The organism is Virgibacillus sp. L01, from assembly GCF_052246775.1.
GTDB lineage: Bacteria > Bacillota > Bacilli > Bacillales > Amphibacillaceae > Lentibacillus.
The window spans coordinates 265,487-281,624 of record NZ_JBQQCP010000003.1 but is presented as its reverse complement, the minus strand read 5'-3'; the positions used below and the strand labels follow the sequence as shown (position 1 = coordinate 281,624).

Below are 16,138 nucleotides of genomic sequence, written 5' to 3'. Positions count from 1 at the left end.
CATATACGGAACTGTTTAACAATAATAAAGGTTCTGTGATTAACCACTTCATGGTAAAATAAGAGATAGCTAAATTTTTACTGGAAGGAAGGAAACAATGTGGAGTATATAGTATTTGCAATTATTGCGTATTTATTGGGATCTATCCCATCTGGGCTTATTGTTGGAAAGCTCGGCTACAAAATTGATATTCGAGAACACGGAAGTGGTAACCTTGGTGCAACAAATACATTTCGTATCTTGGGAATAAAGGCTGGTATCATTGTGACAGTAGCAGATATTTTAAAAGGAACAGCTGCGACACTTGTCCCGTTGTTCTTTGATGCTGAAGTGTACCGGCTGGCAATTGGATTATTCGCTGTTTTAGGACATACCTATCCCTTATTTGCAAAATTAAAGGGCGGAAAAGCAGTCGCAACATCCGGTGGTATATTACTGGGTATCAGCCCCATTTTATTCACAATTATAGTTATATCTTTTATCTTAACATTATACATCTCTAAATATGTGTCGTTATCTTCAATGATTACTGGGGTTGTCGCAGTCATTATCTCCATTATTCTACAAGATATAGGTCTAATTATAGTTACTGCATGTTTAGCTGCATTTGTATTTTACCGTCATAGTGAAAATATAAAACGTATTAAGAATAAAACAGAACCAAAAATAAAATGGATGTAGACTACCTGTTAAGCCAATAAATTGAATATTAATTTTTGCTTAAGTATACTGTGGTTATGTAAGTTTAGAAAGGGGTCACCGATATGGATAATATAAAATCATTCCCAAAAAAGCAGTTACCGGACAAAGTTCAACGACATAAATTATTTGGTTCTGTACAGCCCGGCCCAAGAACGAAGCCCAGTGAAAAAAAGGGGATGGCTGACCTGCAGAACACAAAAAGAGATTTCTTATTTGACCTCGATGAAGTAGGTATTGAGAACGTTAAACATCCTATAACGGTAACAAGTTCTTTAAATCCAAAAGAACAAACAACAATTGGAACATTTAAATTTTCTTCCAGTATAGATAAAGCGAGTAAAGGTACTAATATGAGCAGATTCACAGAACAACTTCAATCATACTATCAAAAGGGATTTACAACCAACCTTTTAACACTTAAAGCATTCACAAAAGATTTAGCAGGCCGTTTAAAGCAATCGGATGCTGAAGTTGAGGTCAGTTTCCCTTGGTTCTATGAAAGAAGAGGACCTTATTCGAACCTTACAGGTATGAATCATGCTGACATTACAATCAATGTGAAATATGATAATGTTGAAGGGTATACTATCCAAGCTTCACTGTCATCACTTATTACAACACTCTGTCCTTGTTCCAAAGAGATAAGTGAATATAGCGCCCACAATCAACGTGGTCTTGTAAAAATGACTGTTTCGCTAGCTGAAGACTTTGACGAAAGTTTATTAGATTGGAAAGAATCATTACTAGAAGCAGCGGAAAGTAATGCAAGCTCCAGATTACATCCAGTATTGAAACGACCTGATGAAAAGATGGTCACAGAGCAGGCATATGAGAATCCACGATTTGTAGAAGATATGGTGCGTCTGGTTGCAGCTGATATATATGAAATGCCTTTTGTCACCAAATTCAACGTAAAATGTCGTAATGAGGAATCCATCCATATGCACGACGCCATAGCCTCAGTGACATTCGATAAGCTGCAAGACGAAATGGATGAAGGCTAAGCGGTATGAAGTATATATTTATTGGACTAATAAAATTTTATCAAAAAGCAATTAGCCCATTTAAGCCGCCTACCTGCCGTTTTTTACCGACATGCTCTGAGTATGGATTATTAGCTTTTAAAAGATTTGGCTTTTTTCAAGGTGGTTTTTTAACCATTAAGCGTATTAGTAAATGCCATCCTTTTCATCCAGGTGGGATTGATGTTGTACCTGAGAAAAAGAGTAAGTAATCCTTATACGTTAAGGGGGTTAACTGATTGAATCTACAAATAACCAAAGAAGCTGCAAAGTGGTATAAAAAAGAATTCGAAATAGAACATCAAACACAATTACGATTTTATGTCCGATATGGATTTGGAGGGGTTATACCGGGTTTCTCGTTGGGTGTTAGCTATGATACACCAAAAGATATGCATGCTTCATGTAATGCTGAGGGAATAACTTTTTTTATTGAAAGTAAAGATGCCTGGTATTTCGATGATCAAAATTTAAAGATAGAATTAGATGAACAATCACAGGAATCTGATTTCATATACTTTTAAGAGGCGTTAGCAAACGCCTCTTAATTTATGTTATAAATTAAATTTCCTCAAATGACTCCATTGCTGTTCACTCATTAGTATCGATTTTTGTTTCTCACCGAATAAGTCGAAGTGTGGATAATTATCATCCATATGAATCCAATTAGGTTGAAGATTGTATGTCTCGCCCCAGGCAATTAATTTCTCTAAATCATTGCAGCCGACTTTTGTGACAGTATAGCATCCCGGGAATCGCTCATCCATCCAATAATGGGTCAAAAAGGCAATACGGCCATTACTAACTTCTGATTTCCAGTGTATTAACTCATTTCTTGCTAAGCCAAATGCCATTACGACTCCCCATTTAGTTGCTGCAAATATGCTTGATGCCAATCAGGAAATGCTTTTCTTAAGGATAAAGGCCGAAATGTGTCCTTATGTACAATAACATGTTTAGTCGTTCCACTAACAGCAATATCATTATTATGATTTATTATATTATACGCATAAACTGTACGAATTCCATCATATGTTTCAACCCATGTTTCTACTGTTGTGTCCTCACCATAACGGATTGGTTTCTTGAATGAAATTTGCGCATCTACAACAGGAGACACGACCCCGTTTTTTTCCATATCCGCATATGTCAATCCCAGATTTTCTATAAATTTTGTGCGGCCAATTTCAAACCATACCAAGTAGTTTGCATGGTAGACAACTCCCATTTGGTCTGTTTCCTGATACCTTACTTCGATTGGTGTACGTACCTTATTCAACAATCATTCACCCTTTCATTACATTACATCAAACATTTTATCACAAAATTATATTGAAATAAGATACTTTGCTTAACTGCTACAGAAAACCTCAAACCAACTATATGGTTTGAGGTTTGTCTGGTTACGATTTTGACTCGTCACTAATCTCCTGTCTCATTCCTTCAACTGCTTGTTCTCTTCTTTCATTTTTAGCTTTAATATTTTCTTTTTCTTTACCAGATGAGAATTCCATTGTTTCATCTGCCTCTTCCATATTTTCAAGAGTATCCTGTACCATGTGCTGGAGTTTCTCTACGTTATCACTACGGTCATCAGGTTTCGGTTTGTTGTTATGTTTATCAGTCATTCAACCACTCCTTTTTGCATATATATTCCACCTCTAAGGTGATCTTTTCTTAATTTTCACCTTAAACCTGATATTATACAAAAATAAAAGCCTGTCCAATATAAGGACAAGGCTATCATTGTTAACGCGTTCAGTATTAGGGGAGAAACACTAAATACGCGCCTAAAACGATTAACACCTATTTTTAACAATACTTATTTAAGATACAAATTCAAACAAGGATTTCAAGGAAATAACAGAATGAGGATCCGCCAAACAGTCGAAGTGAATCCTCGTTCCGTTATTTAGCAGAAAAGTGTCCTGAGAAAGGTAAGACGGATCCTCGTTCCGCTAAAAGCAGAAAATCAACCAAATTCGAGGCAGAAATGACAAATAGCGGAACGAGGATCTGGACCCTAGCTTAAAACGTAGATTTTCAAGGAAATAACGGAATGAGGATCCGCCAAGTCAGTAAATCGGATCCTCGTACCGTTAAAAATAGGTTCTTTAACATAAAATAATCATAATGAAATGTTTGCAGGCTATTATTTGTATTAGCACTTTTCTCTTCCAAAAACATAACCCGTCAGACTATTGTTCTGTTTTCTTTTTATTTAACAAACGGTGTTTCATTTCAAAACCTTGCTCAATTTCTTCTAAACGAGTTTGGTCTTCTAAAATCTGCCTTCTATTTTCTTTTACCAGCTCATCAAAAGAGATTCTTTTCTTTAATGAAATAGTAATCCACTCCTTTTAATGAGTAGTATTACCATTTCTTCGTAAATATATAATTTATTTTAACTTATCTAACATTTTAGTCATATACTCATATGTCATTGGGCCAGCTTTATGCGGATGCTGAATTTTTCCATCTGTTCCAATAAAATAGGTTGTCGGAATGATCGAAACATTATATTTTTCACGAGCAACCAAGTCCTTATCCAACGGGATTGTATAGGTATAGTTATGTTTGTTAATATAATCTCTCGCTGCCTTAACCCCAACTTCATTTCCAGTAAGATTCACAGCTATAACTTCTACTTCATCTTTATGATCCTCATAAAACTTTTGCATTTCAGGCATTTCTTCTTTACAAGGATTACACCATGATGCCCAAAAGTTCAAAATAACTTTCTTTCCACGTAAATCAGATAGTTTGAACGTATCTCCTGAAAGTGTCTGCAGTTCGAAATCCGGAGCCATTTTTCCAGGTTTGATCCCTGTCTGTCCGGGAGCCACGATACCAGCCCCTTCAGCATTGTTCTCAGGTACACCTGTCCAACTTGTTTTATTCGTATTGTTATCTACTAAACCAACTATAACAATGATACTAAGTGTGACTAATACCGCTATACCAATCAAATTTTTTATCATTATGAATCCCCTGCCTATTTCTTTCAATACTCATATCGTATTGCTATTTAATATATATGTAAAGGGTATTGGGTTATTGTTCATAAATAATTCATATGAGAAAGCTTTGCTTATCGTCAAAATAAAATATTGATTATCCTAACTTTAACTGTTAAAAAGCCAATGTACCGATAAATACCGATACACTGGCTTTTAAGATAAAATTATTTAAGTTTGTTACGTAAAACCATTTGCAGAATACCACCATGACGGTAGTAATCAATTTCAACATCACTGTCAAAACGAGCAATCACATTAAATTCAGTAGTTTTACCATCTTCAGCAACGGCTGTTACCTTAACAAGATCATGTGGTTTTACATTCTCATCAATTTCCACATTAAATGTTTCTCTACCAGACAAGCCAAGCTTATCGGCACTTTCACCGTCTTCAAATTGTAATGGCAATACACCCATCATTACAAGGTTTGAACGGTGGATACGCTCAAAACTTTCAGCAATTACTGTTTTAATACCCAGTAAATCTGTTCCTTTTGCAGCCCAGTCACGTGAAGATCCCATACCGTAATCTTTGCCACCGATTACCAGTAGACCAGTACCATTTTCCTGGTACTTCATGGCTGCATCGTAAATCGGCATGATTTCTTCAGTTGGCCAATAGGTTGTGTACCCACCTTCAGTTCCTTGTGCTAATAGATTACGAATACGAATATTAGCAAACGTACCACGCATCATTACTTCATGGTTACCACGGCGTGAACCATAGGAGTTAAAGTTTCTTGGCGATACATCTTTTTCCTGCAAATACTTTCCTGCTGGCATGTCTTTTGCAATAGCACCAGCTGGAGAAATGTGGTCAGTAGTAACAGAGTCGCCGAACTTACCAATTGCACGCAGTTTGTTTAGTGGCTTCACTGTCCCTTTTTCTTTAGTTAGGCCTTCAAAGAATGGTGGATTTTGAATGTATGTTGAGTCATTGTCCCATTCGAATAAAGGTTCATCAGTTGTTTGAATTTCATTCCATTTTTCATTTGAATTAAATACATTTTCATATTCTTTACGGAAAATTTCAGGTTTAACAACAGTTTCTACCGTGTCTTTGATTTCTTCCATTGATGGCCATATATCAGCTAAGTAAATTGGCTCACCATCAGCATCTGTTCCAAGTGCCTCTTTTGTAAGATCAACATCAACAGTTCCTGCGAGTGCATATGCAACAACTAATGGAGGTGATGCTAAATAGTTTGCTTTCACAAGTGGATGGATACGACCTTCAAAGTTTCGGTTACCTGATAGTACGGAAGAAACAGTCAAATCACTTTTCGAGATAGCTTCCTCAATTTCAGGACGAAGTGGTCCAGAGTTACCGATACAAGTTGTACAACCATAACCTACTAAGTTAAATCCTAGATTATCAAGATATTCATTTAACCCGGAGTCCTCTAAGTAACGTGTAACAACTTTAGAGCCAGGAGCAAGTGATGTCTTCACATAATCCGGTACAGCTAGACCTTTTTCCACAGCCTTTTTCGCCAATAAGCCTGCACCTAACATTACATATGGATTAGATGTGTTTGTACATGATGTAATTGCAGCAATAGCAAGAGCACCTGTTTCCATCACAGACTCTTTCCCATTAGGATATTTTACAATTGCCTCTTTATCAAATTCTGATTTATCCATACCAAAACCTTGGTTGCCTTCTGGAGCTGTAATTGCTTTATTAAATTCTTTTTTCATATTTGATAAAGAAATTAAATCCTGGGGACGTTTTGGCCCTGAAAGATTTGGTTCCAACTCAGATAAGTTGATTTCCACTAGATCTGAATACTCAGGATCCGCTTGATCTGATGAATACCAAAGATCATTTTCTTTACTGTACTTTTCAACTAAGTCGATATGTTCTTCACTTCGACCTGTTAGTCGCATATAATTTAACGATTCTTCATCTACTGGGAAGAAACCACATGTTGCACCGTATTCAGGAGCCATGTTTGAGATTGTTGCACGGTCAGCAAGTGGCATATCTTTTAGACCAGGACCAAAATACTCTACAAATTTTCCGACTACTTTCTTCTCACGCAGAACCTGTGTAACCTTTAATGCTAAGTCAGTAGCAGTTGTTCCTTGTGGAAAGCTTCCGGTAAATTTAACACCGATTACTTCTGGAGCAGGAAAATAAGATGGCTGTCCAAGCATACCTGCTTCCGCTTCAATACCACCTACTCCCCAGCCCAGTACTCCTAAACCATTAATCATAGTTGTATGAGAATCTGTACCAAATAGTGTATCTGGAAATGCTTCATAAGTACCATCTTCGTTTTCCAGGCCATGAACAACGTTTGCAATGTACTCAAGGTTTACTTGGTGTACAATTCCTGTTGCTGGTGGAACAGCACGATAATTTTCAAATGCTTTTTGTGCCCAATGTAAAAATTCATAACGTTCACCATTACGTTCAAATTCAAGATCCATATTAGCTTTAAGTGCATTCGGTGTACCATATTGATCAACTTGTACAGAGTGGTCAATAACTAAATCAACTGGTACCTCTGGATTAATTTTGTTTGGTTCGCCACCCATATCAACCATAGCCTTACGTAGTGAAGCAAGGTCAACAACCGCAGGAACACCAGTAAAGTCCTGCAGGATTACTCGTGATGGCTTGAAAGGAACGTCTACATCAGCTCCGTCCTTTGTCCCCCATTTTGATAGCCCTTCGATGTGATCATCTTTAATTACATGGCCATCTCTTTGGCGGACAAGTGATTCCAAAAGAACCCTTATCGAAAATGGCAGGCGTGATACTTTCCCAAGACCAGCATCTTCAAGTGCTTTTAATTGATAGTAATTATACGTTTTTCCATTCAAATCAAACTGCTTTTTCGCATCAATTCCCATAGTAAGATATACCCCTTTCATCCTTAATTGTCATATCCTTCAAGGGATTTTGACAAAAATAGTATTCTACTAATATATCTTATATGAAATTATTATATAAAACAAATGTTTATTGTCGCACACCATATATTAATAATTTATTAGAAGTGATAATAATTACTTATACAATAATAAATATAATCGGAATAATAATTATAATTTCAACTTAATTTACTTCATTTTGTTTCGGTAAAATAATTCTGAATGTACTTCCTTTATTTTCATTTTGCAGTATCTCAAGTCTTCCTTCATGCCTCTCAAGAATTTGTGTTGTAATCATTAATCCAAGCCCTGTCCCGGATTGCTTCGTGGTAAAAAAAGGTTCTCTTAATTTATGTATAATTTCTTCAGGGATACCAGGTCCTCCGTCTACTATGTCCAATAGAATATTATCTTCACTTGTTAATACATTCAATTGAATATCGCCTGGCTCTTCCATTGCTTCTATAGCATTTTTAACGATATTTATAAGTACTTGCTTTATTTGGGACCGATCGCAATAAACTGTCTGGCTACCGGTTTGATCAATAAGTATTTCAATATTCTTGAGTTTGGCCTGGGGTCTTAATAACGTTACAACATCTTCAGCCATTTCCTGTACTACTTCCATTTTTTTGTTATCCGTTAGAGGTTTTGAGATGAACAGAAGCTCTGAGGTGATAGTCTCCATTTTCTCAATTTCATCAATCATGATTTTATAATATTCTTCTTTTCTGTTCACACCTGCCTGAAGTAACTGCAGAAAACCTTTTAATGAAGTTAGCGGATTTCGAACTTCATGGGCTATACCGGCAGCAAGTTGCCCGGCTACTGACATCTTTTCCGAACGAATCATCATTTCTTCTGCCTCTTTTTTATCAGTAATATCTTTTACTGCTGCAGCATAATAAACACGGTCATCTGAATCCTTAATCTCTGAGACTAGGTTTTCAGTCCATATATTCTTCCCATGAAGATTTTGAATCATTATGTTAAAAGTTTGTGATGACTCTTGGCTAGTGTCAAAATGCTTCTTTATGTATGCCACATCTTCCTTAGAAACCTTTTCGAACCATTGCGTACCAAGCAGATCTGTTACCTGATAACCTAGTAGCCGTTCAACTGATTTAGATATATAGATGATTCTACCGTTTTCATCCCATATAGCGATAAATCCATTTGTATTTCTGTCTATCCATTCAAGAATGGAAGGCGGCAGCGCTGCAATATTATGAAAAAAATCTTGCGGATTAAAATTAGTAGAGGTAATTTGTTTATTTTTGTTGTTTTCTGTTTGTTGATTACTATCCTTATATTCCAAAGCATTCCCTCCTTATTTTGGACTATTAAACAAATTAATTCTTAACACTAATAAATATGACAAATTTCACGAAAATATGTATGGGTATAAATAATTTCATCCTTTTATAATTGTATAAGATTATAGTATAATTAATATACAAAGTAAAAAATTTCTTAAACTTGGCTTATTGCCAAGTCCTAATGGCGATAGTCTATGTTGCACTTATGCAGCAAGGAGAGATAATACTTTCTTGCCTGCTAAAAAAGGAAAATGTGATATACCTAGATATTGTCATGTTACTATAAATAACGACAAAAATAAATGTTTCTTATGGAATATCTTGTAAATAAAGGTATTGAACTTCTTATTTGAAATAGAATCAGGTGATATATTATGTCAATAGTTGTTGATTATTTAATTATATTGTGGGGTTTCCTGCTAATAGGCTTGATGGGAATCGGCGGATTTTTCATGTTTCGCAAATTTCTTAAGAAATTACCAAAAGAAGATGGTAAATCGAGAATGGACTGGGAAGAATACTTCATGGAAAAAACAAATCATATGTGGGGTGACGAGGAGAAAAAATTATTAGAAGACCTGGTCTCCCCTGTTCCTGAATTATTCAGGGACATTGCACGGCAAAAAATTGCAAGTAAGATCGGTGAAGTCGCATTACAGAAAAAAAGAAAAAAAATTAGCCAAGATGTCCTCATTGAAGGTTATATTTTAGCCACCCCAAAGCGGGATCATAAGTTTTTGCGAAAAAAGATGCAACAAAAAAATATAGACATAACACCATATGAGTATTTATTTGAATAAAAAAACGCGTTTATACAGTAAAGTATGAACGCGTTTTTTAAATTCTAAGTTAATGACTATGCAAGCTGTTTTTCCAGCTTTTTAAACTTAAAAAGCATTGCAATTCTCCATGTCACAATCATACCAAATGCTAGTAAAAAGAACATTCCACTAGTCTCACCAAAGGATATTGTGGCACCTATTGCAAGCTTCATGATGATGCGGACAAGCAATAGTCCAAACAAAATAAATATAAACGATTTAGACGGTATTAAATAAATAGCTTGATTCTTAATTTCGAATTTGGATGTTTTAATAAGAAAAAAAGAAAATAAAACTCCTACAGAGAATGCTTCGATAACTTGCACCCACTTAACCTGGAATTCAGGAAAAATAAACATTAATGCTCCAGTACTCATGAATAATGGTGGTAAGATAATTTTTTTAACAGAAGCTGGCTGTTTGGATGCCCTTAACCGTATAAATATCATCGTAACAGCCATAAAACATGCAACAACTGTGCTTGCTATTAACCAAAACATGAAGAATCACTCTTTCTTATTAACTAACTTATCTGCTCAAAATTATACAGAACCCGATTTATTGTATCTAAAACCCGATTTTCATCAAACGGCTTAACAACAAAATCTTTAGCACCAATTTCAATCGCTTCAACTACTACCTTTTGTTGCCCCATCGCGGAACAAACGACAATTTTGGCTTCCGGGTGATCTTTCATAATTTCCTTAATAGCATCTATACCATTCATAACTGGCATTGTAATATCCATAGTTACTAAATCTGGCTTCATTTCTTTGTAAAGTTTAATAGCCTCTTCACCGTTTTCTGCCTCGCCGATAACCTCATGTCTATCTTGTTTAACAATTGTTTCTAGTGTAGCCCTCATAAACTTCGCATCATCAACTAAAAGTATTCTTGCCATTAGATTATTACCCCCAATAATCGTTATCGATCATTCGCAATTGACAAAATGATCGTAATTGTAACTCCTAATACAGTTAAATACACCCCGATGTCAAATAACATTGCAGTGGCAAGCTCTATTTTACCAAAAATAGGAAATTGGAAGTAACCATATGTATGTGATAAAAATGATTCATTGAAAAAGAAAGATCCAACGCCAGTCACAACAGCAAGCAATAAGCCACTTGGTATTAAAATACGATAATTTACAGGCAGGATTTTCTCTAACGCCTCTGAACCATAGGACATATACATTAGTACTATTGCTGACGCAGTCATCAGTCCACCAACAAATCCACCACCAGGCGAATTATGACCAGCGAGAAGTAAATATATGGCGAATCCCAAAAGGATAAAAGCGATTAATGATGTTGTGGTACGCAAGATGAGATCATTTGGTCGAAACATATATGTAATACCCCTTTAACTTGTATATAAAGAATAGTGGTGGATACTAAACTTTAATTTTCTAATAGTTTATCTTATTAAAGTTTAATACAAAACATTGTAAAAATCTACTTTATTTGCCTAAAAACCTTGAAAACCAAACCATCCAGCTAAAAATGCTGTCAGTTTCGTCATCCAGTTAAAGAATAGGGCAATACCCATAAATATCATAATATATCCACCAACTTTAACTATTTTCACACTATGGCGCTTAATCCAATCCAATTTTCCAACAAAAAACGAAAGGATTAAAAATGGTAATGAAAACCCAAGTATATAACTTATCATCATGACCATACCAAGGTCAGGCTGAGTTGCAGCAAGTGAAATTACAATTGCTAAGATGGGCCCCATACAAGGTGTCCACCCCAGTGAAAAGGCCATACCAATTATAAATGATCCAAAAAAACCAGCCGGACGGTTCTTAAAGTTTATTTTCCTATCCTTCATTAGAAACTGGAAATTAAATATACCTACAATTACGAGCCCGAAAAATATAATTAAAATAGCGCCAATTTGCCTTATAATAACTTTGTATGTAGTTAAAAATTCTGATACAAATGAAGTAGAAAAACCAAGTATTATGAAAATACCAGAGAAACCAAGTAAAAAGAAGATTGTATGTAATACACTTTTTCGGTTAAGCATTTTGTTGTCTTCTTTTATTTCATTTACGCTCATACCTGTTATATAAGATAGAAAGGCTGGATACAAAGGTAATACACAGGGGGAGATAAACGATAAAAATCCCGCTCCAAACGCTAGGAATATATTTATTTCTGACATGATAATCCTCCTAATTAGAGTACTGCATATATTCTAACAGAACTTTCTCTAATCAAAAGCAGTTGAATATGACAATAATCCAACACTTGTCTTGATATTAAAACCCCTGTTAATACCTAGTAACAGGGGTTTGTGCATTACACTGAAATTAACCAACAAGCGTTATTTATTATTGTTTTGATTATTCATTGAACGCATCATTTGATTGATCTTTTTCTGTGATGGTTTTTGGCCCATTTGCATCATTAACGTACGTAACATTTGTTCATTAATTGGTGGATTCTTCTTTAAATAATTCATCATATATTTTCTTGCAATAAAAAATCCAAGAGCAACACCTGCAATTAATGCTCCTACACCTATTAGTATAACCCAGATCAAGTCCATTCAAGCTTTCCTCCTTCGTGTTGTCTCTCATACAGTATAGTAAATCAAAGATAAGAATACAATACTTGTCCTTTCTTGTTCTTCTTCCTTTGTGTAACTGGAGAAATCCAACCATAATTGTTTAAATCATTTCCCACTATAAATAAGTACGGCTGGAATAACCGTAATGCAGGAAATAATAATTCTTCGGCATCATGTATCATTTCACTTCGAAAGTTTATCTTTTTTTTCTGTATATGTAAAGAAATATATTGGATATCGTTGTATATATTAAGTCGGTCACCTTCCGCTCTTAGACAACTGCTAATTGGGTGGTTATCTGTAATATGAGAGATTAATGATGATTTTGGAAAGTTCATTGTAATATATTCATATTGACGTTTTAGATCTTCTCTATTTTTATTCTTTTGGTATTCCTTAATAAAACGATATAATACGTCACTGCTATGAAAAAAGTGATGCGCAAATTCTTCTTTTATCCAGTAAATAGAGTAATGATTCAACAAAATCCCTCCTCTTTTACCTTCAATTATACGCATTTTTGTTTAAAATTTTGTCATACTGCGTTGCAAAGAAACACTAGTTTTGTCGACAGGGTAAATTAAGATGACCCTAACAATAAGGGCCATCCTATTATAGCAAGATTTATTTTAATAGTGATTCTACATGATTAACAACGTTTTCAACAGTAAAACCATATTCTTCAATAACTTTATCACCCTTGGCTGACGCACCAAATCCTTCAATTCCTAATACAGATCCTTGGTCACCAACATATCTTTCCCAGCCAAATGGTGATGCCATTTCAACTGCTAACCGTTTCTTAACATTAGGTGGTAGCACATCATTCTTATAGGCTTCACTTTGTGCATTAAAACGATCCCATGATGGCATACTTACAACATTAACGTCAATTCCTTTTTGTTTAAGTGCGTCTTTTGCTTTAACAGCAAGCTGCACTTCAGATCCTGTTGCAAGCAATAGCGCATCAGGAATTTCTTTTTCTGCTTTGCTTACAACATATGCACCTTTTTTCACGCCTTCATAAGCATGTTCTTTTGTGCCATCTAATGTAGGTAAGCCTTGTCTTGTCAACACAAGTGCCGTTGGCTTATCTTTTGATTCTAGTGACAAGCGCCAAGCAGCTTGAACTTCATTTCCATCAGCAGGTCGAATTAGTGATAATCCTGGCATTGCTCTTAATGATGGTAACTGTTCAATTGGTTCGTGCGTTGGACCGTCTTCGCCAACTGCAATTGAATCATGTGTGAACACGTACGTTACAGGTACATTCATTATTGAAGAAAGACGAATTGCCGGCCGCATATAATCACTAAATACAAAGAATGTCCCAACATAAGCTTTCAACCCACCATGTAATGCCATTCCATTTACCGCAGCTGCCATGGCAAATTCACGTACACCAAACCAAATATTTTTTCCGGCATAATCTTTACGGGAGAAATCATTTTCTTCTTTTATTGATGTTTTATTAGAACCTGCTAAATCGGCGCTTCCACCAAAGAAATATGGAACTGCATCTGCAACTGCATTAAGTACTTCACCGGAAGAAGCACGAGTTGCACTTGAATCTTTTCCTGCCTCATAGCTAGGAAGATTCTTGTCCCAGTCTTTAGGGAGTTCACCATTCATTGCCAATTCTAATTCAGCTGCAAGCTCTGGATACTTTTCTTTATATGTGTCAAAGAGTTTGTTCCATTTTTCTTCGGCATCTGCACCATCATTACCAATCTTCTCTTTAAAGTCAGCATAAACTTCTTCCGGAACCTGGAAATCGTCATGTGACCATTTATAATACTCTTTAGTTAGTTTCACTTCATCTTCACCAAGCGGTGCCCCATGGGAAGCTGCAGAAGCTGATTTATTTGGCGAACCGTAACCGATAACAGTTTTTACCTCAATTAACGTTGGCTGTTCGGTATTCTGTTTAGCCTCATTAATTGCATTTCGAACAGCGGTTAAGTCATTACCATCCTCTACACGAATAACTTGCCACCCATAAGCTTTAAAACGGTCTTCCGTATTATCGGAAAAAGCTCGATCTAAATCACCATCTAATGAAATGTCATTTGAATCATATAATGCAATTAGCTTTCCAAGGCCTAAGTGACCTGCTAAGGAAGCAGATTCATGTGAAATACCTTCCATTAAATCGCCATCACTTACTAGCGCATACGTATTATGATCAATTATTGATATGTCATTCTGGTTATATTTTGCTGCGAGATGTGCTTCAGCAATTGCCATTCCAACAGACATACCAAGACCTTGTCCTAATGGTCCGGTTGTTGCTTCTACCCCGTCTGTATGATGTACTTCTGGATGTCCTGGTGTTCTCGAATCCCATTGACGGAAAGACTTCAGATCATCTATTGTTACATCATACCCTGATAAATGCAGCAAGCCATATAATAGCATGGAACCATGTCCAGCAGATAACACAAAACGATCACGATTAAACCATTTTGAATTATTTGGATTTTGCTTCATAAAATCAGTCCATAGGGTATAAGCCATTGGAGCGGCCCCCATCGGTAGTCCTGGATGACCAGAGTTTGCATTTTCTATTGCATCAATTGCCAGTGTACGTATCGTATTAATAGATAATTGTTCGATATCCTGTGACAAAAAAATTCCCCTTTCCACTTTAAAGTTGTTAGCATCCCTTTTATTTTATAATGAAAGATAACCTGTAACAAGTATTAACTAAAATTGTTTCAGACTTAATGTTTTTTGTTCCTATCCTGTAAATCACGTACTTTATCAGGAGTAACATCATTTCCTTCCTTATCCATAACAGTCATTGATTTGAACTGATTTTTAAATGATTTTCGTACATTTTTTAGATATTCCTGTCGAAGCTCTTTCTGCTCTGATTTTTCTTGGTCTGTTAACTCTTTTTCTTTTGATTTCTTCGCAAGTTCATTTATACGTTCCAATTTTTCTTTTGATATCATCTATAAAACCTCCTAGAAAACACTTAAAAAGCAAGAACAATTTTTATGTCCTTGCTTTTTAATATTACTTTACATGGAAATTAGATTCAAGTTTTTGAAACTCTTGATACCGCCGATGTACTGTTGCTTTGGAAACCGGATGACCTAAACCATTTAATGTAGTTGTAATTTCCTCAAATGTTAAGTTATTTCGCCGCATTCGGACAACTTCTTCTATTGGAAACTCTTTTCGCTCTCTTCCAGGAGCATGGTGACGGTTTGATAAGTTTTCACTTGGATCAAATCCTCCATCAATTGCCTTTTTCATACCGCGTTTAATTTTCGTGTTATGGATTTTACGTTGGTATTCTTCTACTATACCGACTATTTGCAGCACCATTGAATCTGATTCTGACAACTCAATTTCTCCACCTTGTATACCTGTATATATGGAAATATTTAATTTTTGTAACTGATGAAACAAGGCAATTTTAGTATTTCCGCGCCCTAACCTCGTTTCATCCTGTACTAACAAACATTCAGCTTTCTCTTCGGAAAAATATTCAAGCATCCGAAAAATACCATCTCTATTTATTTCATACCCGCTCTCTTGTTCTTCAATAGAATCTACAACGGTAAGCAGATGTTTATCTGCAAGAGCCATTAACTCCTCTTTCTGTCTCTTTAGTGATGTCTCTTGTACTTTTTTGTCGGTACTAACACGACAATAAATTATTGCATTCAATTTATACGCTCCTTACGCTATGCACTTGTGATCATGGAGAAATACAAGAAACCTAATGCCAAAGTAAAAGCAACTAAATAAAATATATCTGTTTTTGTTACTTTTTCA

General features: G+C 35.6%; 21 protein-coding genes. 5 read left to right on the top strand and 16 right to left on the bottom strand.

What is annotated here, in order from left to right; all coding sequences use genetic code 11:
- Positions 1–99: 99 nt before the first annotated feature.
- From plsY to ACTWQM_RS08410, 4 genes are all read left to right on the top strand, one after another.
- Complete coding sequence (gene plsY / locus ACTWQM_RS08425) at positions 100–681, top strand: glycerol-3-phosphate 1-O-acyltransferase PlsY (RefSeq protein WP_443257737.1); 582 nt, start codon at positions 100–102, stop codon at positions 679–681.
- Positions 682–764: 83 nt separating this feature from the next.
- Positions 765–1,706, top strand: a complete 942-nt coding sequence (folE2, locus tag ACTWQM_RS08420) for a GTP cyclohydrolase FolE2 (protein WP_443257736.1) — start codon at positions 765–767, stop codon at positions 1,704–1,706.
- A gap of 5 nt (positions 1,707–1,711) precedes the next feature.
- Positions 1,712–1,936, top strand: a complete 225-nt coding sequence (yidD, locus tag ACTWQM_RS08415) for a membrane protein insertion efficiency factor YidD (protein WP_443257735.1) — start codon at positions 1,712–1,714, stop codon at positions 1,934–1,936.
- A 27-nt stretch (positions 1,937–1,963) separates the two neighbouring features.
- The gene (locus tag ACTWQM_RS08410; RefSeq protein WP_443257734.1) at positions 1,964–2,248 is read left to right on the top strand and encodes a HesB/YadR/YfhF family protein; all 285 of its coding nucleotides are present in this window, start codon (positions 1,964–1,966) and stop codon (positions 2,246–2,248) included.
- A gap of 30 nt (positions 2,249–2,278) precedes the next feature.
- Here the strand turns inward: ACTWQM_RS08410 and ACTWQM_RS08405 are convergent, their stop codons facing one another.
- The 7 genes from ACTWQM_RS08405 to ACTWQM_RS08375 all read right to left on the bottom strand — a co-directional run bounded on the left by ACTWQM_RS08405 (position 2,279) and on the right by ACTWQM_RS08375 (position 8,944).
- Complete coding sequence (locus tag ACTWQM_RS08405) at positions 2,279–2,578, bottom strand: hypothetical protein (protein WP_443257733.1); 300 nt, start codon at positions 2,576–2,578, stop codon at positions 2,279–2,281.
- A complete protein-coding gene (locus ACTWQM_RS08400; RefSeq protein WP_443257732.1) occupies positions 2,578–3,003 on the bottom strand; it encodes an acyl-CoA thioesterase in 426 nt (141 codons plus the stop codon). The genes ACTWQM_RS08405 and ACTWQM_RS08400 overlap by 1 nt, the downstream gene beginning before the upstream one ends.
- Positions 3,004–3,127: 124 nt before the next feature.
- Complete coding sequence (gene tlp, locus ACTWQM_RS08395) at positions 3,128–3,352, bottom strand: small acid-soluble spore protein Tlp (protein WP_443257731.1); 225 nt, start codon at positions 3,350–3,352, stop codon at positions 3,128–3,130.
- Between the two features lie 570 nt (positions 3,353–3,922).
- Positions 3,923–4,051, bottom strand: a complete 129-nt coding sequence (locus ACTWQM_RS08390) for an FbpB family small basic protein (protein ID WP_443257802.1) — start codon at positions 4,049–4,051, stop codon at positions 3,923–3,925.
- 72 nt (positions 4,052–4,123) lie between these two features.
- On the bottom strand, positions 4,124–4,705 hold the full coding sequence (locus ACTWQM_RS08385; RefSeq protein ID WP_443257730.1) for a TlpA family protein disulfide reductase: 582 nt from the start codon (positions 4,703–4,705) through the stop codon (positions 4,124–4,126).
- 203 nt (positions 4,706–4,908) lie between these two features.
- Positions 4,909–7,605, bottom strand: a complete 2,697-nt coding sequence (gene acnA / locus ACTWQM_RS08380) for an aconitate hydratase AcnA (RefSeq protein ID WP_443257729.1) — start codon at positions 7,603–7,605, stop codon at positions 4,909–4,911.
- A 205-nt stretch (positions 7,606–7,810) separates the two neighbouring features.
- A complete protein-coding gene (locus ACTWQM_RS08375; RefSeq protein WP_443257728.1) occupies positions 7,811–8,944 on the bottom strand; it encodes an ATP-binding protein in 1,134 nt (377 codons plus the stop codon).
- 375 nt (positions 8,945–9,319) lie between these two features.
- On the opposite strand from ACTWQM_RS08375, the gene ACTWQM_RS08370 reads away from it, so the two are divergent.
- Positions 9,320–9,745 (top strand): DUF2621 family protein, encoded by a 426-nt coding sequence (locus ACTWQM_RS08370; protein WP_443257727.1) that lies wholly within the window; start codon positions 9,320–9,322, stop codon positions 9,743–9,745.
- A gap of 56 nt (positions 9,746–9,801) precedes the next feature.
- Here ACTWQM_RS08370 and ACTWQM_RS08365 read toward each other — a convergent pair whose 3' ends face one another.
- The 9 genes from ACTWQM_RS08365 to ACTWQM_RS08325 all read right to left on the bottom strand — a co-directional run bounded on the left by ACTWQM_RS08365 (position 9,802) and on the right by ACTWQM_RS08325 (position 16,030).
- Positions 9,802–10,266: a CcdC family protein gene (locus ACTWQM_RS08365; protein ID WP_443257726.1), complete on the bottom strand. Its 465-nt coding sequence runs from the start codon at positions 10,264–10,266 to the stop codon at positions 9,802–9,804.
- 23 nt (positions 10,267–10,289) lie between these two features.
- A complete protein-coding gene (locus ACTWQM_RS08360) occupies positions 10,290–10,667 on the bottom strand; it encodes a response regulator (protein ID WP_443257725.1) in 378 nt (125 codons plus the stop codon).
- 23 nt (positions 10,668–10,690) lie between these two features.
- Positions 10,691–11,116 carry a Na(+)/H(+) antiporter subunit B gene (locus ACTWQM_RS08355; RefSeq protein WP_443257724.1) on the bottom strand — a complete coding sequence of 142 codons (426 nt, stop codon included), beginning with the start codon at positions 11,114–11,116 and terminating at the stop codon, positions 10,691–10,693.
- Between the two features lie 120 nt (positions 11,117–11,236).
- Complete coding sequence (locus tag ACTWQM_RS08350) at positions 11,237–11,941, bottom strand: cytochrome c biogenesis CcdA family protein (RefSeq protein ID WP_443257723.1); 705 nt, start codon at positions 11,939–11,941, stop codon at positions 11,237–11,239.
- Between the two features lie 162 nt (positions 11,942–12,103).
- Entirely contained in the window at positions 12,104–12,328 is a 225-nt protein-coding gene (locus ACTWQM_RS08345) for a YneF family protein (RefSeq protein ID WP_443257722.1), read from the bottom strand.
- A gap of 44 nt (positions 12,329–12,372) precedes the next feature.
- Positions 12,373–12,831, bottom strand: coding sequence for a sporulation inhibitor of replication protein SirA (gene sirA, locus ACTWQM_RS08340; protein ID WP_443257721.1), 459 nt, complete (start codon positions 12,829–12,831; stop codon positions 12,373–12,375).
- 142 nt (positions 12,832–12,973) lie between these two features.
- Positions 12,974–14,977, bottom strand: a complete 2,004-nt coding sequence (gene tkt / locus ACTWQM_RS08335; protein ID WP_443257720.1) for a transketolase — start codon at positions 14,975–14,977, stop codon at positions 12,974–12,976.
- Between the two features lie 95 nt (positions 14,978–15,072).
- Positions 15,073–15,306: a DUF896 domain-containing protein gene (locus ACTWQM_RS08330; RefSeq protein WP_443257719.1), complete on the bottom strand. Its 234-nt coding sequence runs from the start codon at positions 15,304–15,306 to the stop codon at positions 15,073–15,075.
- Between the two features lie 64 nt (positions 15,307–15,370).
- Entirely contained in the window at positions 15,371–16,030 is a 660-nt protein-coding gene (locus tag ACTWQM_RS08325; RefSeq protein ID WP_443257718.1) for a YneB family resolvase-like protein, read from the bottom strand.
- Positions 16,031–16,138: the final 108 nt, after the last annotated feature.

Excerpts from the sequence above, each read along its gene's own strand:
- folE2 (WP_443257736.1), top strand. The coding sequence starts at position 765 with ATGGATAATATAAAATCATTCCCAAAAAAGCAGTTACCGGACAAAGTT.
- yidD (WP_443257735.1), top strand. The coding sequence starts at position 1,712 with ATGAAGTATATATTTATTGGACTAATAAAATTTTATCAAAAAGCAATT.
- ACTWQM_RS08405 (WP_443257733.1), bottom strand. The coding sequence starts at position 2,578 with ATGGCATTTGGCTTAGCAAGAAATGAGTTAATACACTGGAAATCAGAA.
- tlp (WP_443257731.1), bottom strand. The coding sequence starts at position 3,352 with ATGACTGATAAACATAACAACAAACCGAAACCTGATGACCGTAGTGAT.
- ACTWQM_RS08385 (WP_443257730.1), bottom strand. The coding sequence starts at position 4,705 with ATGATAAAAAATTTGATTGGTATAGCGGTATTAGTCACACTTAGTATC.
- acnA (WP_443257729.1), bottom strand. The coding sequence starts at position 7,605 with ATGGGAATTGATGCGAAAAAGCAGTTTGATTTGAATGGAAAAACGTAT.
- ACTWQM_RS08370 (WP_443257727.1), top strand. The coding sequence starts at position 9,320 with ATGTCAATAGTTGTTGATTATTTAATTATATTGTGGGGTTTCCTGCTA.
- ACTWQM_RS08365 (WP_443257726.1), bottom strand. The coding sequence starts at position 10,266 with ATGTTTTGGTTAATAGCAAGCACAGTTGTTGCATGTTTTATGGCTGTT.
- ACTWQM_RS08360 (WP_443257725.1), bottom strand. The coding sequence starts at position 10,667 with ATGGCAAGAATACTTTTAGTTGATGATGCGAAGTTTATGAGGGCTACA.
- ACTWQM_RS08355 (WP_443257724.1), bottom strand. The coding sequence starts at position 11,116 with ATGTTTCGACCAAATGATCTCATCTTGCGTACCACAACATCATTAATC.
- ACTWQM_RS08350 (WP_443257723.1), bottom strand. The coding sequence starts at position 11,941 with ATGTCAGAAATAAATATATTCCTAGCGTTTGGAGCGGGATTTTTATCG.
- ACTWQM_RS08345 (WP_443257722.1), bottom strand. The coding sequence starts at position 12,328 with ATGGACTTGATCTGGGTTATACTAATAGGTGTAGGAGCATTAATTGCA.
- ACTWQM_RS08330 (WP_443257719.1), bottom strand. The coding sequence starts at position 15,306 with ATGATATCAAAAGAAAAATTGGAACGTATAAATGAACTTGCGAAGAAA.